The 16,066-nt window shown below is 64.6% G+C and carries 14 protein-coding genes; 7 read left to right on the forward strand and 7 right to left on the reverse strand.

The annotated features are described in order from the left end of the window. The first annotated feature begins 213 nt into the window (after positions 1-213). From ACSSVG_RS10935 to ACSSVG_RS10950, 4 genes are read left to right on the forward strand one after another with little or no spacing between them, the layout of a single operon-like run. The gene (locus tag ACSSVG_RS10935) at positions 214-1,533 is read left to right on the forward strand and encodes an alanine racemase (RefSeq protein WP_231342838.1); all 1,320 of its coding nucleotides are present in this window, start codon (positions 214-216) and stop codon (positions 1,531-1,533) included. A gap of 10 nt (positions 1,534-1,543) precedes the next feature. After that, positions 1,544-3,187, forward strand: a complete 1,644-nt coding sequence (locus ACSSVG_RS10940) for an N-acyl-D-amino-acid deacylase family protein (protein ID WP_492418879.1) — start codon at positions 1,544-1,546, stop codon at positions 3,185-3,187. Then, positions 3,184-3,819, forward strand: a complete 636-nt coding sequence (locus ACSSVG_RS10945; RefSeq protein ID WP_159707966.1) for a bifunctional 4-hydroxy-2-oxoglutarate aldolase/2-dehydro-3-deoxy-phosphogluconate aldolase — start codon at positions 3,184-3,186, stop codon at positions 3,817-3,819. The genes ACSSVG_RS10940 and ACSSVG_RS10945 overlap by 4 nt, the downstream gene beginning before the upstream one ends. Before the next feature lie 23 nt (positions 3,820-3,842). Further along, complete coding sequence (locus ACSSVG_RS10950; protein ID WP_231342835.1) at positions 3,843-5,234, forward strand: GntP family permease; 1,392 nt, start codon at positions 3,843-3,845, stop codon at positions 5,232-5,234. A 306-nt stretch (positions 5,235-5,540) separates the two neighbouring features. Here the strand turns inward: ACSSVG_RS10950 and ACSSVG_RS10955 are convergent, their stop codons facing one another. The 3 genes from ACSSVG_RS10955 to ACSSVG_RS10965 are packed head-to-tail and all read right to left on the reverse strand — an operon-like array spanning position 5,541 to position 9,101. Next, entirely contained in the window at positions 5,541-6,047 is a 507-nt protein-coding gene (locus tag ACSSVG_RS10955) for a universal stress protein (RefSeq protein ID WP_231342833.1), read from the reverse strand. Between the two features lie 58 nt (positions 6,048-6,105). Continuing rightward, positions 6,106-6,447 (reverse strand): CU044_2847 family protein, encoded by a 342-nt coding sequence (locus ACSSVG_RS10960; protein ID WP_231342830.1) that lies wholly within the window; start codon positions 6,445-6,447, stop codon positions 6,106-6,108. Beyond that, positions 6,444-9,101, reverse strand: a complete 2,658-nt coding sequence (locus ACSSVG_RS10965; RefSeq protein ID WP_492418882.1) for a CHAT domain-containing protein — start codon at positions 9,099-9,101, stop codon at positions 6,444-6,446. The genes ACSSVG_RS10960 and ACSSVG_RS10965 overlap by 4 nt, the downstream gene beginning before the upstream one ends. 167 nt (positions 9,102-9,268) lie before the next feature. On the opposite strand from ACSSVG_RS10965, the gene ACSSVG_RS10970 reads away from it, so the two are divergent. Further along, a complete protein-coding gene (locus ACSSVG_RS10970) occupies positions 9,269-9,469 on the forward strand; it encodes a hypothetical protein (protein WP_231342827.1) in 201 nt (66 codons plus the stop codon). A gap of 9 nt (positions 9,470-9,478) precedes the next feature. Here the strand turns inward: ACSSVG_RS10970 and ACSSVG_RS10975 are convergent, their stop codons facing one another. Together ACSSVG_RS10975 and ACSSVG_RS10980 are read right to left on the reverse strand one after the other, a co-directional pair. Continuing rightward, the gene (locus ACSSVG_RS10975) at positions 9,479-10,510 is read right to left on the reverse strand and encodes an LLM class flavin-dependent oxidoreductase (RefSeq protein WP_492418884.1); all 1,032 of its coding nucleotides are present in this window, start codon (positions 10,508-10,510) and stop codon (positions 9,479-9,481) included. 109 nt (positions 10,511-10,619) lie between these two features. Next, positions 10,620-10,964, reverse strand: coding sequence for a CBU_0592 family membrane protein (locus ACSSVG_RS10980; RefSeq protein WP_492418886.1), 345 nt, complete (start codon positions 10,962-10,964; stop codon positions 10,620-10,622). Between the two features lie 182 nt (positions 10,965-11,146). On the opposite strand from ACSSVG_RS10980, the gene ACSSVG_RS10985 reads away from it, so the two are divergent. Continuing rightward, on the forward strand, positions 11,147-12,070 hold the full coding sequence (locus ACSSVG_RS10985; protein ID WP_492418888.1) for a LysR family transcriptional regulator: 924 nt from the start codon (positions 11,147-11,149) through the stop codon (positions 12,068-12,070). Between the two features lie 54 nt (positions 12,071-12,124). Here the strand turns inward: ACSSVG_RS10985 and ACSSVG_RS10990 are convergent, their stop codons facing one another. Further along, positions 12,125-12,904 (reverse strand): isocitrate lyase/PEP mutase family protein, encoded by a 780-nt coding sequence (locus tag ACSSVG_RS10990; RefSeq protein WP_231342822.1) that lies wholly within the window; start codon positions 12,902-12,904, stop codon positions 12,125-12,127. Positions 12,905-13,062: 158 nt separating this feature from the next. Then, positions 13,063-14,274 carry a GGDEF domain-containing protein gene (locus ACSSVG_RS10995; protein ID WP_492418890.1) on the reverse strand — a complete coding sequence of 404 codons (1,212 nt, stop codon included), beginning with the start codon at positions 14,272-14,274 and terminating at the stop codon, positions 13,063-13,065. Positions 14,275-14,816: 542 nt separating this feature from the next. Between ACSSVG_RS10995 and ACSSVG_RS11000 the strand changes: the two genes are divergently transcribed. Beyond that, entirely contained in the window at positions 14,817-16,064 is a 1,248-nt protein-coding gene (locus ACSSVG_RS11000) for a WD40/YVTN/BNR-like repeat-containing protein (protein ID WP_492418892.1), read from the forward strand. Positions 16,065-16,066: the final 2 nt, after the last annotated feature.

The raw sequence follows: 16,066 nt of genomic DNA on the forward strand, positions 1-16,066 counted from the left end.
CCTTTGGTGGGCCACGAATTCTGGGCGATTCGCGGCAGATTGGGAGGCTCTGCGGGTATGCCGCGGCCTTGACTCTCAATCCGCCACCATGTTAGACATATCACCAGCAGGTTTGCAACCAGCGTTGCAAAATACGCAACGCTAAGGGAAAACCTCCCCAAACAACCCCACAACGCAGCTCCAAAAACGCAGCACCGCGAAGGGAATGAACGCGTGAACACTTCCGAAGCCATTTCGGGGACCGCCGTGGCCGGCCTCGCAGACCGCAGGCTCGACTGGCGGCACAAGGCCGTGCCGGCAACCGACAACGGGACAACCCACGCGGACTTCCTCGCCGCCAAGCACACGTTGGCCGACCTCCAGACGCCGCTGCTGACGCTCGACGCTTCAGCGCTCGCAACCAACGCCGATCGCCTCGCCAGGTGGTGCACGGAACGCGGAGTCCTCCTCGCGCCGCACGGCAAGACCACCATGTCGCCGCAGCTCTGGACCGAGCAGCTCAACCGGGGCGCCTGGGGCATCACGCTGGCCAACTTCGCGCAGCTCCGGGTTGCCCGGGAGTTCGGGGTCCGGAACCTGCAGCTGGCCAACAGCCTCACGGATCCGCAGGCGATCCAGTGGGTAGCCGGCCAGCCCGCCGGGACCACCATCCTGTCCTGGATCGACTCCCTGGGAACCGTGGATGTCATCGACCGGACCCTCGCCGGCAGTGGGGCCGTGCTGGACGTCCTGGTGGAGCTCGGTGCCCATGGCGGCCGGACCGGCGCCCGTGGCGTCGAAGCCGCCATGGACGTGGCCCGCGCGATTTCGTCCTCCCCGAACCTCCGCCTGGTAGGCGTCAGTGGGTACGAAGGCTCGCTCGCGCACACAGCGGACGACGCCGGCCTGGCCGCCGTCCGTGGCTACCTCGCCCGGATGGGGCTGCTTCATGAGCAGTTGCTCACCGAAGGGCTGTACGGCTCCAGCGAGGTGATCCTCACCGCGGGGGGAAGCGCCTACTTTGACGATGTTGTCACCGTCTTGTCGCCGTACATCGGAAAAACAGGAGCGGCCGGTGAGACTGGGTCTGATTCCGTATCTGTGGACCTCATGATCCGCAGTGGGGCGTACATCATCCACGACGACGGTTTCTACCGCGGAATCTCGCCGTTTTCCCGTGAAGGCAATCAGCCGTTCAGCGCTGGAATGTACGGCTGGGCACGCGTCGTTTCGCAGACGGAACCCGGCCTGGCCATCCTCGACGCCGGCAAGCGTGACCTCCCGTTCGACGAAGGCCTGCCCGAACCGCAGCTCATCGGCCCAACACTGGGCGGAGCCATGGACCCCTTGGTGGGCGCCGAAATCACCTCGGTCAATGACCAGCACAGCTTCATGACCTACGACGCCAACACCACCACGGTGAACCCCGGCGACGTCGTCCGGCTGGGCCTGTCCCACCCGTGCACCGCCTTCGATAAATGGACCGTCATCCCGGTCCTCGCGGATACCGCCGGCGACCAGACCGTCGTGGACCTCATCCATACCTTCTTCTAGGACCCATGCCATGAAGACACTCATCAGCAACGCCACCCTGGTGGACGGAACCGGATCCGACCGCCACCCCGCGGATGTCCTGCTGGACGGTGCGGTGATTGCCGCCGTCGTCGACGCCGGGACCCTCACCGCAGCGGAAACCGGAGCCGACCGCGTCATCGACGCCACGGGACTTGTCCTGAGCCCCGGGTTCATCGACATGCACGCGCACTCGGACCTCCAGCTTCTGGTCAACAGGGACCACTACGCCAAGCTCAGCCAGGGCGTCACCACGGAATTGCTCGGCCAGGACGGATTGTCCTACGCGCCGGTGGACGATGCGACGTTGGCCGGTGTCCGGGAGAAGATCGCCGGCTGGAACGACAACCCGGCCGATTTCGACTGGAACTGGCGGACCGTGGGCGAGTACCTCGACCGCCTTGACGCAGAACACGACGGTGGCCGCATCGCCACCAACGCCGCGTACCTCGTCCCACAGGGAACCGTCCGGGCCATGGTGATGGGCTTCGCCGAAGGCGACCCCACGCCGGAGCAACAGCAGCAGATGCAGGACGTCATCCGCGCGGCGATGGAGGAGGGCGCCGTGGGAATGTCCTCGGGCCTGACTTACACGCCGGGCATGTACGCCCAAACCGAGGAACTTGCCGGGCTCTGCCGGACGGTGGGGGAGTTGGGTGGCTTCTACGCACCGCATCACCGCTCCTACGGCAAGGGAGCGCTTGGTGCCTACGCCGAGATGATCGGGCTGAGCCGCGACACCGCCTGCGCACTGCACCTGTCCCACGCCACCATGAACTTCGCGGAGAACAAGGGCCGCGCCGGGGAACTCCTGGACCTGATCGACTCCGCCCTCGATGAAGGCGTGGACATCACCCTGGACACCTACCCATACCTCCCGGGAGCCACCACTCTTTCGGCGATCCTGCCGAGCTGGGCCTCCTCCGGCGGCACGGAAGCCACTCTCGCGCGCCTGGCAGATCTTGAAACCCGCGCGAAGATCCGTGAAGCCGTGGAGGTCTACGGCTCCGATGGCTGCCACGGCGTAGTGGCCGAGTGGGACACCCTGGAAATCAGCGGCGTCCAGAACCCGGCGCTCGCGGGTCACGTGGGAAAGACCATCAGGGACATTGCTGCGGAAACCCAGCAAGAGCCCTTCGACGTTTTCGCGCGCATCCTCACCGAAGACCGCCTCGGAACCGGAATCCTGCAGCACGTAGGCCATGAAGAAAACGTGCAGGCCATCATGAAGCACCGGACCCACACCGGCGGCAGCGACGGACTCCTGGTCGGCGCCAAGCCACATCCCCGGGCCTGGGGCACGTTCCCGCGCTACCTCGGCCACTACTCCCGCGACCTCGGACTGCTCAGCCTCGAGGAAACGGTCCACCATCTCAGCGGCCGTCCTGCCGCACGGCTCAAGCTCCACAACAGGGGGCTGGTCCGCGAAGGCTACGCGGCCGACGTCGTGCTCTTCGATCCCGAAACCATCCGCGACGAAGCCACTTTTGAGAACCCCCGCCAAGCCGCCAGCGGTATCCAGTACGTCTTCGTCAACGGCGCGGCAGCGATCGACGCCGGCCAACCCACCGGCGCACGCGCCGGCCGCGCCCTGCGCCGCAGCAGCGACGGCCTCACCAGAGAAGGACAACAATGACCCCTGAACAGTTCCTCCAGCAGCTCGAAGCCGACCGTACCCTCGCGGTTGTCCGCGCCCCGTCCATCACCGACGCCGCGGATCTCTGCCGGGCACTGGCCGACGGCGGCATCCGCAGTGTCGAGCTGACGTTCACCACCCCGGATGTGCTCAAGCACGTACAGCGTGCGGCGGAGACGGCAGCGGAGCACGGTGCCGCCGTCGGAATCGGCACGGTGATGACAGCGGACCAAGCCCGCGCGGCGATCGACGCAGGCGCGCAGTTCCTGGTGACCCCCGGCCTCAGACCGGAGGTTGCCGCCGTTGCCGTGGCTGCGGGGATCCCGTTCAGCCTCGGCGCCATGACCCCCACCGAGGTGGCGCAGGCCCTGGACCTGGGCTCGGCCGCCGTCAAGATTTTCCCCGCCCGGCAGCTCGGCCCGGCGTATCTGAAGGACCTGCAGGGCCCGTACCCGGGCATCCGCTTGCTGCCTTCGGGAGGCATCGACGCCTCCAACGCCAAGAGCTACCTCGACGCCGGTGCTGCCGCAGTCTGCTGCGGCACCAGCGTAGTCCCGCCCGCAGCAGTTGCAGCAGGCGACTGGGCAGACATTGCGGCACGTGCCGCCGCCTTCACCGGCACCCTCAAGTAGGACTCACCCAGAAAGAAACGCCCATGAATGAATTCCTTGACTGGCTGCGGCACGATACTGCCGGGCTGCTCCTCCTTGCAGGTGCAGGCATTGCCCTTCTGCTGTTCCTGATCATCAAGGTCAAACTTGAGCCGTTCATCGCCCTGGTGGGAACCGGTGTGATCGTTGCCCTGGTGGGCGGGATCTCCGTGGAGGCCCTGGTGGGCTCAGCCACCAAGAGCAGCGACGCCCTGATTGAGAAGGGTTTCGCCGGCATCCTGGGCCACATCACCGTGATCATCGGCCTCGGCACCGTTCTTGGCGCCATCCTTGAGCGGTCCGGCGGCGCTGAAGTGCTGTTGGGGAAGCTGGTGAAGATCTTCGGCGAAAAGGGCACCCCGCTGGCCATGGGTATCACCGGCTTCGTGCTGGGTATTCCGGTGTTCTTCGACATCGGCATCTTCGTCCTGGCGCCGCTGGTCTACGTTGCTGCGATCCGTGGCGGCAAGTCCTTGGCCCTCTACGCGCTGCCCTTGCTCGCCGGCCTCTCCGTGACCCACGCCTTCCTTCCGCCGCACCCCGGCCCCGTTGCTGCGGCCGGCCTGTTCGGCGTGGACCTTGGATGGATCATCCTCATGGGCCTCATCTGCGGCATTCCGGCCTGGTTCGCTTCCGGCATTTTGTGGGGCACGTACATCGGCAAGCGCGTGATGGTTTCCGTGCCGGAGGACCGGATTGTTCCGGAATCTGATCAGGCCAAGGGCAATGAACCGTCCATCGGGTTGGTCCTGCTGGCCATTGGCTTGCCCATGATCCTCATCCTCGGCGGCACCTTTGGCAACATCTTCGCTCCCGCGGGTACGTTCCGGGACATCCTCCAGTTCTTCGGCAACCCGGCCATCGCGTTGACCGTGGCCGTGCTGCTGGCCATGTGGCTCCTGGGCATCCGACGCGGCATGACCTCGGCCGAGCTGAGTGAAATCACGGGCTCTTCGCTGCGTCCCGTGGGCATGATCCTGCTGGTGGTCGGTGCCGGCGCCTTCTTCGGTGCAGTCCTCTCGGCCACCGGCGTGGGCAAGGCCGTTGCGGATTCGTTGTCCCAGGCAGGCCTGCCGATCATCCTCTCCGCCTTCGTGATCAGCGCCGGCATGCGCATCGCGCAGGGTTCGGCCACCGTGGCGATTGTGACCACTGGCGGCATCCTGGCTCCCAGCTTGGCCTCCGGGTACTCGCAGCCGCAGCTCGCTTTGATCGTGGTGGCCATTTCCTCGGGCTCCATCATCGCCAGCCACGTGAACGACGGCGGCTTCTGGATCATTTCCAAGTACTTCAACATGTCCGTCAAGGACACCCTGAAGACCTGGACCGTGCTGGAAACGGTGCTCTCCATTGTGGGCTTCGGGATGGCGGCCCTGCTGTACACCTTCGTCAGGTGACGTTCCGGCACCCAACCCAGGCGCCGGCGTCGTGCCCGTCCGTTTGAGCCTGAACCGCTGCCACCCACTATGAAATCGAAACGGCCCCGACACGCCTTGGAAAAGGTGTGTCGGGGCCGTTGTCGCGTCAAAGAAGGTGGTGGCGGTACATGTGGGCAGGCCGCTTAAAGCAAAGAGCTCCGGAGTGCGTTATTGGGGGATACGCACTCCGGAGCGGTCTTTGAGCAGGGGCTTTGGCCGACCTGCAGTAATTACTCTACGTTGCGGGGAACCCCTTTGCCACCACCTTGAATAAGTACTTTCGCTTTAGTTTTTATGGGCACCGTCAGGCCTCTTTTTCCGGGGCACGATCAGTACGGGACGGCGCTGGTGATGGCTGAGCCACGCCGCCACCGAACCATTCAAGGCCTCCGAAATCCGATGCCCCAAACCCGGCTCCGGCGTCCCAACGATGATCATTGAGGCGTTGATATCCGCGGCGAGCCTGCCCAAGGCCCGGGCCGGATCGCCTGCCAGCAGACGCAAGGTCCAATCAGCCGTGCCGCCGTCCATCGCCTCTGCGATAACCCTGCCAAGATCGCCGCGCACGGCCTCGACGTCGGCATCGTCCTTCTCGGGATGAAGCGACATGCGGTGTGTCTCCCGGGAGGGGTCCCACTCCACGAGGTAGCTGGCCTCGTCCACGTACGCGCACACCAACGGCACGCCGAGCCGCTCGGCCAAGGTCCGGGCAGTTTGGAGGACCTCCACATGCTGGTCCGGCAGAACCCCTACAACCAAGGGAATCGGTCCGCTGAAATTTTCCGCAGCCATACCCTTATTGTTGCGCCGGGGCGATCCAATGAACAGGCTGTTTGGGGGCTACTGCGGGTTAGCTTTCAGAGGGCCTGTTCCACGTGAGGCGCACTGTGAAATTGGAGCCCGTGCTCGCCGATGCAATGAACGCGCCCGCCTCCGCATGAAGGTCGATGCCGAATTCCACACTCACCTCATCCGGACGGTTCTCCAGGCTAAGGAGCTCATCGATGACCCCCTGAACCGCTGGGCGCACATGCGCCAACGCCCGCTCGAAGGTCTGCTGGGCCCGCGCGAAAATGCCGGAATGATCCCCTGCATGATCGCCGCCCCTGGTCACCAGGCTCCCCGCAGCGCTCGCGACCTCCACAACAACCGTGCCGCCGTCGTCGGTAGTGAACTCAACCAGCCTGCTCATGGCGCGGTCCCCGCTTCAGCAACCGGACGAAGCCTGCGGGCAGTCACCATGATTCCAATGCCCACCGAGCAAAGCAGCAGCAAATGAAGGAGCAATGGCAGCGCCTGCGTCATATACCAGCTCTCCATGAACACGCCTTTCCCTTGAATCCAGATGATGGGCTGCAGCACAGGGGGCAGCAGCAAGAACCATGCGAGAGTCCGTTGTGCCGGATTCCGGAGTGCCAGGACGCCCGCCCACAGCCCAAAAACGCACAGGATAAAGCTGGACACGACTGCGGTTACCTCCACCGTGTAGTTGAGGCCGGCCAAGCCAAAAACGGCCTGGGAAACCACAACGCCCGCCATGGCCAACCTTCCTTGGGCTGATCGCTCCGGGAGGCCCGCGACGGCCAACAGCAGGAACCCGATAGGAGCCAACAGCCCATAAAGGACCCGAAGAACGATGTCGCCGCCGTTGTCCTGCCAGAACTCGACGTCGAACCACATGAAGAACACCGCGAAGCACGCTCCCACGCCGCCTGCAACAGCCAGCGCGGCGCCGCCCCACGCCAACGGCGTCCACAGCAGCGGCTCCGGCCCGCCTCCGGGGTCGGGTGCTGAAACGCCAGCGCCCGACGCCGGGACGCCGTCGGGTGCCTCAGCTTTGGTTTCGTCCGGGGTTGGGTCAGGGGCCGGACGTGCTTCGAGGCCGGTAGTTGGGGCGGGGTTCGTGCGGGAGCGTTCCCTGGCGCCAGTCCCAGGGCCGGGACTTTGGTCCGCGGCGACGGTGTGTGCCGGCGTCGGTTTCCGTAGTGGCCGCAACGGTGGATCGGCCGCTGTGTAGGAGCCATGTGGTGTCTCATCTTCAGTGGCCCCGGCAACCACAGGCACCTCAGCCGGGGGTGGCTCCTTGGGCCTGGCCTTCTCGATTTCTGCCCGCGCTGCCGTGGCGAGTCCGTCGGGATCCGTTGCGCCGGCGTCCACGGCTGCCAACTCATCCGAGACGTCCAGCACCGCCTCCCACGAGCCGAGGGAGGAGTGATAGCGCAGCTCGCCCTGCAGGTCCGAGACCCGTTGCCGGCGTTCGGAGTCCTGCCTCCGGGCCGCGGCTTCTGGGTACGCGGGGTCGTCCTGGACCACGGCGAAGCCATCTGCCGCAGCCAACCAATCGCCCGCTTCTTCAGCTTCAAGCGCTTCGCTGTACGTCCGGGCCAACTCAAGCCGGTGCCGCGCGTTGTCCTTCAAGGCTGTGGCGTCGCGATATCCGGGTTCCAGTGTCAGGAGGTCTTCGAACAGCTCTACGGCCTGCTCGAAGCGCCGTGCCCGCAGTTCCGCCGATGCCTGAACATACAACGCACGCAGTTGGGCGCGTTTCATGGCCTGCGCAGCACCGCTTCCGGAACCACCGGCAAATCCCGGTAGGACTGCCGCCCGACCGCCCGCCGGGGTGACCGCCGTCGAACCCGCAGCCTGGCCACCCGCTGATGTTGCCGCCGTCGTGCCGGTAGCAAAACCAGTGCCCGCAACCGAACCTGTCCCGTCAACGAAACCGGGCGCGCGGGGCGTTCCCTTCAAGGTGAACAGTTGGGTGGAGCCGCCGCGGACGTAGAGGGCAGGGGTGACCCACTCCAGGGTGCCGTCCGGGCTGGCCATGACCGAGATCCTGCCGATCCGTGCTGCCTCGTCCACTGTGCGGCCGTTTGCGATGGCGGCGTAGAAACCGTGGGCGAAGGCGATTGCGGCGTAGTCGCTGATGGCGAACTGCATTGCTGCCACGGCTCCGATGCCGCTCCGGACCAAGGCCGACGCGGTGCCTGAGAAGAGGTCTGACTGCCCCATTTCGCCGGAGGAACACGAGTTCAGCACCACCAACCGGGGACGGGGTGCGGCGACGCTGAGCAGGGCCATGAGTCGGACGGCACGGACCATCGCGGCCCTGCCATCCGGCCCCACCAGCGCTATCCGGCCTTCGTCGGTACGGGAGTCGTAGTCGCCGTGTCCCACGAAATGGACCACATGCCAGGGGCCGGTTAGCAGCATGGACTGCACGTCATCCCAAGTGCCGCTCTTTGCCCAAACCAGCTCCACCCGGCCTTCGGAGACCGGACCGGCAAGAGCCCGGCCCAAGTGGTCCTTCTCCGCATCGACGTCCAAAGTGGGCAGGTCCCGGGGTGAGGCCACGATCCCGAGGATGCGCAACGGAGGCGCCACATCCAAGGGGTTCAGGTTGTAATCGGGGGCGGGGACGTGCCGGAGCAGGGGCTCGGTCTGGCAGAGGTACGTTTCGGTTTCCGGATCGAACAGGGTCTCCCAAGGCATGGTGGCCAGTTCCGGGGCTGCCAGTCGCAGGACAACCCTCAGTTGCTGGCCGGCGTGTTGCGCCGCACCCAGGCTTGCCCGGTACGTGCCGTAGACCTCGCGGGTGAACAGCGCCTGGAACAGCTCCTGGCCAACCTCGCGGACGGCCATCTCGGCCACGGGCATGGTCCTGCGGGCGGCAACAGCGGAAGCAAGTACGGTGGCCTCCAGTTGGGGGAGCCGGTCCAGGATGCCGTCCACGTCAAGGGTGAATGCCCCCGAAGCGTGGCCTCCCGCCGGGGCACGGACCACGTGCACCGTATATTCGCCGCGTGCGGAGCCGGTATCAATTTCCAGCTCGATGTCACAGTCCATCGCGGATCCCTTGTGCAGAGGGCAATCCGCCGCACATCCAGTGAGTCGGGAGTGCCCCTAGGAATAGATTGGCCCTAAGCCCGCCCCGCCACAAGAGCCCGTAGGCCGGGACCCTTGTAGACGCAACTGCCCCGGCCTACGGTTAATTCGAAGGAAGGCGGTCTGCGATGGAAATTTACATGTGGTGGCTCGATCTGCACTTGGACAGCAAGGAATGGCTGCGCGAAAACCTGCGTGCCGACGAACTTCCGCTGCAAGTGCTGCAGCATATTGCCGAAGCCGGCGGACCCCACCGGGACAAGGTCAGCGGTGTGCTGACCGTCGCCGATTGGGACTTCATTGAGACGCAGTCGGAGTTCGTGGACTGACGAGGCTGCTTAGCCGGCCGGTTTCCATCCCAGGGCCGGTCCCAGCTTGCCCGCGATGTCGGTGAGGATCTGTACATAGTCCTCCTGGTCAAAGCTGAAGGGCAGCGCGAAGGCAACCTCGTCGACTTCCTGGAATCCCTGATGGGCGTAGAGCTGCTCGGCGATGTCATCGCTGGTACCGATGATGTCCTGGGCGAACATCATGCGCTTCGGTCCTTGGGGTGTGCGTGTGCGTGGTGTGCGTTCGTCCACGTACCGCTGGTACTTCTGCCGCTGGGCCGGTGATGCCGAATCCGTGGGAATTACCACCAGGCCCTGCGATACCCGGGCAGTGTTCCCTGCCAGGGCGGAGGCCGCGCGGTAAGCGCGGATCTGTGACTGTTGGACCCCGGCGAAATCCGGCTCCTGGTCCTTGTCGGGGAAGATGACGCTGCTGGAGAGCAGATTGAAGCCGTTTTCTCCGGCCCACATGGCCGATTTCATGCTTGCCGCCCCATACCAAAGACGCGAACGAAGCCCGGCGGAGTGCGGCTCCACGCGGTTGGAGAATTCCTCCACTACGCCTTGCTTCCCGGAGAAGTCCCGCACTTTTTCGCCGGCTATCAGACGGGCAAGCCGGTCCACCCGTGCGTAGCTGAAGTCCTCCACGTCAGCGGTGTCCGGATAGAGCTCATGTTTCACAGTGTCGAAGTTCATGGGTTCGCCGACGCTCAGCCCCGGGTTGATCCGCCCACCGGAGAGCAGGTCCACGGTGGCCAGATCTTCGGCCAGCCGCAAGGGGTTTTCCCAACCCAACGGCGTCACGGCGGTGCCGAGCTCAATCCTGGAGGTGCGCTGGCTTGCCGCGGCCATGACCGCAACAGGTGAGGAGATCCCGAACTGCAGGTGGCGGTGCCGCAGCCAGGCGCTGTCGAACCCCAGCCGCTCGCCGAGCTCGATGATCTCCAACGTCGATTGGTGCCCGGCGGCTGGGTCAGCTGGATCGAACAGGCCGATAGTGAGGAAACCAAGCTTGCGCAGGGGGTGTTCGGGGATGGGCATGGGCTTCCTTCACGGTCGGGCGGCGGCTACTGCCCAGAATAGGCTGCGGTCCCGGGGGCGACGGCGGGACGTTACCTTTTGTGATGGAGGACTGCTTCTGGTGCCAGGACTACGCGCAGCTGGCGGCCGGGCGGGCTGCCGCGACGATGACCTGGGCGGCAGTGTCCGGGCGCAGTGACGGGCTTTCCGGAGCCTGGGCTGCGACCCGCGCAGGCCGCTGCTTGGCCCGCATCCGGAGAAGAGCCACTGCCGAGATCAGGAACCAGGCGACATTCGTCACGACGGAGGGCCAGGCTCCATGGAGCGTGCCATTGACGATGAACGCGCATGAACCAAAAAGATTGACCGTCTGGAAGGTGCTGCCCGCCTGCAACCAGCCCAGTGACACTCCCATGTAGCCGCCGAGCATTGCCACTGCGCCGGCCCAGCCGGTGATTTCGAACAGCATTTCCATGGGAGTCCTTTCATGATTTTGGGCACTCGGATGAAGCCGGCGGGCGGCGTGTAGTCCGGAGTGGAGGCTTGATTCGGTAGTCGGTGTTGGGCGACGGAATCGTGCTTTTGAGTCAATATTGAGTGAGTAAGCCGTTTAGTTCAATTGCAATATTCTGAAGCCCGTGTTTAGGAGCGCTTAACATGGATATGGACCCGCGTCGACTGCTGGTTCTTCTCGCTGTTGCCCGTACCGGCGGCGTCCTCGCGGCAGCTGATGAACTGCGGATTACGCCCTCCGCGGTGTCGCAGCAGCTCAGCAAACTCGAGAACGAGGCAGGGCAGGCGCTACTCCTGCGAACCCCTAAAGGCTCAGTGCTCACACCCGCAGGCCTGGCCATGGCCGAGGCGGGGGAAGAGATAGAACGAGCCCTCAACGTGGCCCGCGCCCGGATGCAAAGCGAGGTCAACATCGCAGGTGTTGTGCGCGTGGGCGGATTCACCAGTTTCATGCGGACAGTGGTGATCCCGCGTCTTCCGGAGTGGCGCAACCAATACCCCCAGTTGCAGATTCAGATCGTGGAGGATTCCTATCCCGCGCTGATGCGGCTGCTCCGCCAACGCCAGCTCGATGCTGTGGTGATTGAACAGGACTCGACGGCGGCCGAGCAGCATCCGATGGCGGCCGGAATGGTGCAGGAACCCCTGCTGGACGAACCATGGAAGCTCGTGGTGCCCACAGGAACCCTGCTGGGCACGGACAACATCGACCTGACCCGTTTGCACTTGCCGTGGCTGGGAGTCGAGCCGTCAGCAGCCAACACAGCAGTGCTCGGGCGTCTCCGCCACTCGACGGGTGCCCGGATTGAGACTGTTCATCAGTACCACGACACACTCACCGCGCTGGCACTCGTCGCTGCCGGCGAGGGGGTTGCCATCGTGCCCACCTTGGCGCTCACCGGCGTGGTCCATGACCAAGTGGACATCCTGGACGTTCCCGGTTTGGGGACCCGGCACATCGCCTTGCGACGCTTCGACCGGCGAAGGGCGGCGAGCCTGCCCGTGGACACGGTGGCCCGGCTGCTCCGGGAGTCTGCGGCGGCGTTCGACACCCGCTCGGGCTCCTGACCTGCCGCGCCTTTCGCAGGCAGGGCAGGTCAGGCAGCCGGCGACTGCTTCAGGTTAGTTGAGGGCCGGGGTGTCAGTAGGGATCACTCCCGAGCCGTACAGGTCGGTGGCGAGGTCCTGCAGTGCACGCAGGGCCACGCGCTGGGTAAACGGGCCGTAGGACACGCGGGCCACACCCAGTTTCTGGAGCTCGGCAGCGGGCAGGGCTCCAGGTGCACCGATCACGGAGAGCTTCCCGTGACCGAGGCCTTCAACCAGCGGTTCGATGACTTCACGGGTCATGGCGCCTGGCACGAAAACCAGCGCAGCGCCGGCGTCCAGGAAGGCGCGTCCCCTGGCGATGGCGTCCTCGATGCTGTCTTTGATCGGCCGGTCCCCGCCCCGGGCGATCGCGTCGGTGCGTGCGTTCAGCTGGAACTGGATGCCTTCGTCGGCGGCTGCCGACATGATCGACTGCACGCGGGCCACGGCCTCGTCGAAGGGCCGAAGCCGGTCTTCGACGTTGGCACCAACTACGCCGATCCCCATCGCCCGGCGGATGGTCTCGGCCGGGTTGTCGTAGCCATCGTCCAGGTCGGCAGTGACCGGGTGATCCACCGCGTCGACGATGCGTTTCACGCCGTCCAGTGCGACGTCCAAGGGCATGGTTCCGTCGGCATAGCCAAAGGCTGCAGCAATCGAATGCCCCGCAGTGGCAATGGCCTTCGTCTCAGGCAGTGCTGCAATTGTCCGGGCACTGATGGCGTCCCACACATTGACCACACTCAGGATTTCCGGTGCCTCATGCAGGGCTTTGAGCTGCTGTGCACGGGCGTTGATATTTGCGTCAGTCATCGTCGTTCTCCGTCGTCGTTGTTCTCCGTGATCCACGGGTGGGAACCAGTCTCACTTGCCCCCCACAGCCTAGGCATAACGTCGGGCCATGGAAACAGCCTGGGGGGTGAGGCGCGACGCCCTGCATCGTGTGCCCATGTACTACGTATCGGTGGAAACTACGACGTCGGGTGGCCGGCTTCTGCCGCTGGTTCCGTTTCCGCCGGCTCTGCGCCTACGACCCTGTTCCGGCCCTGGGCTTTCGCACTGTAAAGGGCGGCATCTGCCACGTTGATCATGAAGGCCAGGTCCGGAACGTCGGTGCTTGTCGAGGTGACGCCGTAGCTGACTGTTGGGAACGGCAAGCCATCCGGGCCCTGCATCGCCGATAGGCGGCTACTGATTTCTGAAGCGATGACCTCAGCCCGTTGTTGGGTAGCTCCAGGCAGGAACAGGATGAATTCCTCCCCACCGTATCGGGCCACGAGATCCGTCGACCTGACCGAGGCAGTGCAGGCTGTGGCGAAGGCGCGGAGGGCCGCGTCACCGGCCGAGTGCCCGTGTTCATCATTGACGGCCTTGAAATGGTCCAGGTCGGCCAGGACCAGGGCCGCACCGTGATGGGACGCAGGGCCCGCCAACTGCCGGGAGGCCAGCTCCAGGAAAGCACCCCTGTTGAGCAACCCGGTCAGGTGATCACGATCCGCCCGTTCCCGGAGGCGTTTGATCAACTGCTTGTTGCTGAGCGTATTCATGGTGGAGGACACGGCCACCAGCAGCATCAAATGCATCAGGGCAGCCGGCGCATAGCCAAAGAAGGTCCGGAAAACCTCGTTGCCCGGTCCGGCCAGAACGAAGGTCACTGCCCGGAACAGGTAGTACAAGGCCGTCAGCCCGGCGACGATGGACAGGAATTTGGTGATCCTGGACCGGGCAGGTTTCGCGAACCACAGTTCCATCGCTGCCAACGTGATTCCCAGCGTCGTCAGGCACAGGTACACCAAGCCGCCGGACCACACGCTGTTTCCCGGATCGTCCAGAACGGATGCAAAGCCGCTGAGAAGGGGAGCCGGCAACAGCAGCCACGCGCTTGCCCGGCGGTCGCGGAGGGTGCGTGCCCCCGCCCAGACACAGAATGTCCCCGCGACAACAAGGGTCTTGCCGGCGGGATTGGCCCACAGCTGGGCGGCCGTACCGTTCAGCAGGAAGGCTGCATTGCCAACGAAAAAGAGGCACAGGGCTACCCGCCACCACTCGGCGTAGGGCGAGCGTCTCCGTTGGGACGAGGCACAGGAAATGACGATCAAGGTCAGAGTGACCAGGCCGAGGACGATCCTGACGGAGAAGGGGTCCAGGACTATGGCTCCCTCTTGAACTGATTGTGCAATCATGGCGCTGCGCCGCTAACTTCCGAGCACCAAATATCCCTCATTTGTTACCCTCGAATGATCGCTATCTCCGTGCTTCACTTAATCCCCCGCATTTGTTGCTCAACTGGCTTTTGGCCACAAAGCCAACAGTCAAGCATGTTTTCTCACTTTAGTGAATAGGGATCAGTGAGGGGAATCCGAACCCGGAGGAATCCGAACCCGGACGTGAGCCACGTTTGTTCGGCGTTGGGCGCTGCCTCGCGGGTCAGCGCCCGTTCGGGGACGCCCTGCACTGGCTCTTGTTTGCGGCTGATTTCACGGGGCCTTCTAAGGTTCCGCGGGCCTTTTAATGCGGACCGCTGCCATGCCTGCAATGCTGCCTGCGGCCGAAATAAAAAACACGAGAACCAGCGAAGGGCCCAGCAGTCGAGGAAACAGCAGATTTTCCCAGGCACGCCAATAACGGAATCGATACTGATTTATCGGCGATGGAATATGCCGGCCGCCGTCCCGCAAAATCGGCCAGTATCCCACCCTTGCCACCCACCCGCCCTGATGGTTCGATGGGACTCATGGCAACCGCAGATACCGCAGAGAGCTATGTCTTAGCGATCGGGACCAAGAAAGGCCTGTGGCTGGCTACCAGCCCGGACCGCAAGGAATGGTCCCTCTCCGGCCCGCACTTCCTGATGAGCGAGATACCCAGCATCGGGATAGACACGCGGGACGGCAAAACCAGGATCATGGTGGGTGTGCGATCAGAGCATTGGGGCCCCACCGTGGCCCACTCCGACGACCTTGGGGCCACCTGGACCGAGCCTGAGCTAGGCGCCATCAAATTCCCGGACGGCACCGACGCCGCCTTGGAACGCATCTGGCAGATCCACCCCGACGCCGACTCCCGCCCCGGCGTCGTTTGGGCTGGTTGCGAACCGATTTCCGTGTGGAAATCCACCGACGGCGGCGAGCACTTTGAGCTCAACCGCGGGCTGTGGGACCACCCGCATCGCAGCGAATGGGGCGCCGGCTATGGTGGCGCGGCTGCGCACTCGATCGTGGTTGATCCGTCCGGCGAAAAGGTCCACATCGCCATGAGCACTGGCGGCGTTTACAGATCGCTCGACGGCGGGACGTCCTGGGAGCCCCGCAACAAGGGAATCTCGGCCTACTTCATGCCCGATCCCAATCCGGAGTTCGGCCAGTGCGTTCACAAGATCGCAGCGGATGCCGCCGTCGAGGGCCGCTTGTATGCGCAGAACCATCACGGCGTGTACCGCACGGACGATAACGGTGAGAATTGGGATTCCATCGCGGAGGGGCTGCCGGCGGACTTTGGCTTCGTCATGCTGACGCATCCCCGCCGCGAGGGCACGGCTTGGGTCATTCCGTTGAAGGCCGATGGCGAACGCATCCCACCTGACAGCAAGCTCAGCGTGCACCGAACCAACGATGCAGGAAACTCGTGGACTGAACTGCACACGGGACTTCCGGACCACGAATACAACGCCGTCCTGCGCGATGCGGCGTCCGTAGACAAAGCCGAACCCGTTGGGGTGTATTTCGGAACCCGCGGCGGTGCCGTGTACGCCAGCGCCGACGAGGGCGGGACCTTTACTGAAGTGGCCTCGCACCTACCGGACGTACTGTGCGTGCGTGCCGCCGTCGTGGTTGGCAACGCCGCAGGCGTGGAAGCCCCGCTGGCTGCGGCGGAAGCCACTGTGATTGCCGAAGCCGCAGTGATAGTGGAGGAAGCGGCCCGGTCGATTGACCCCACTCCGGACGATCAATCCAGCGCCCCGGTACCTGGTTAGGT

It is taken from the genome of Paenarthrobacter sp. E2MeOHC11 (assembly GCF_058744955.1).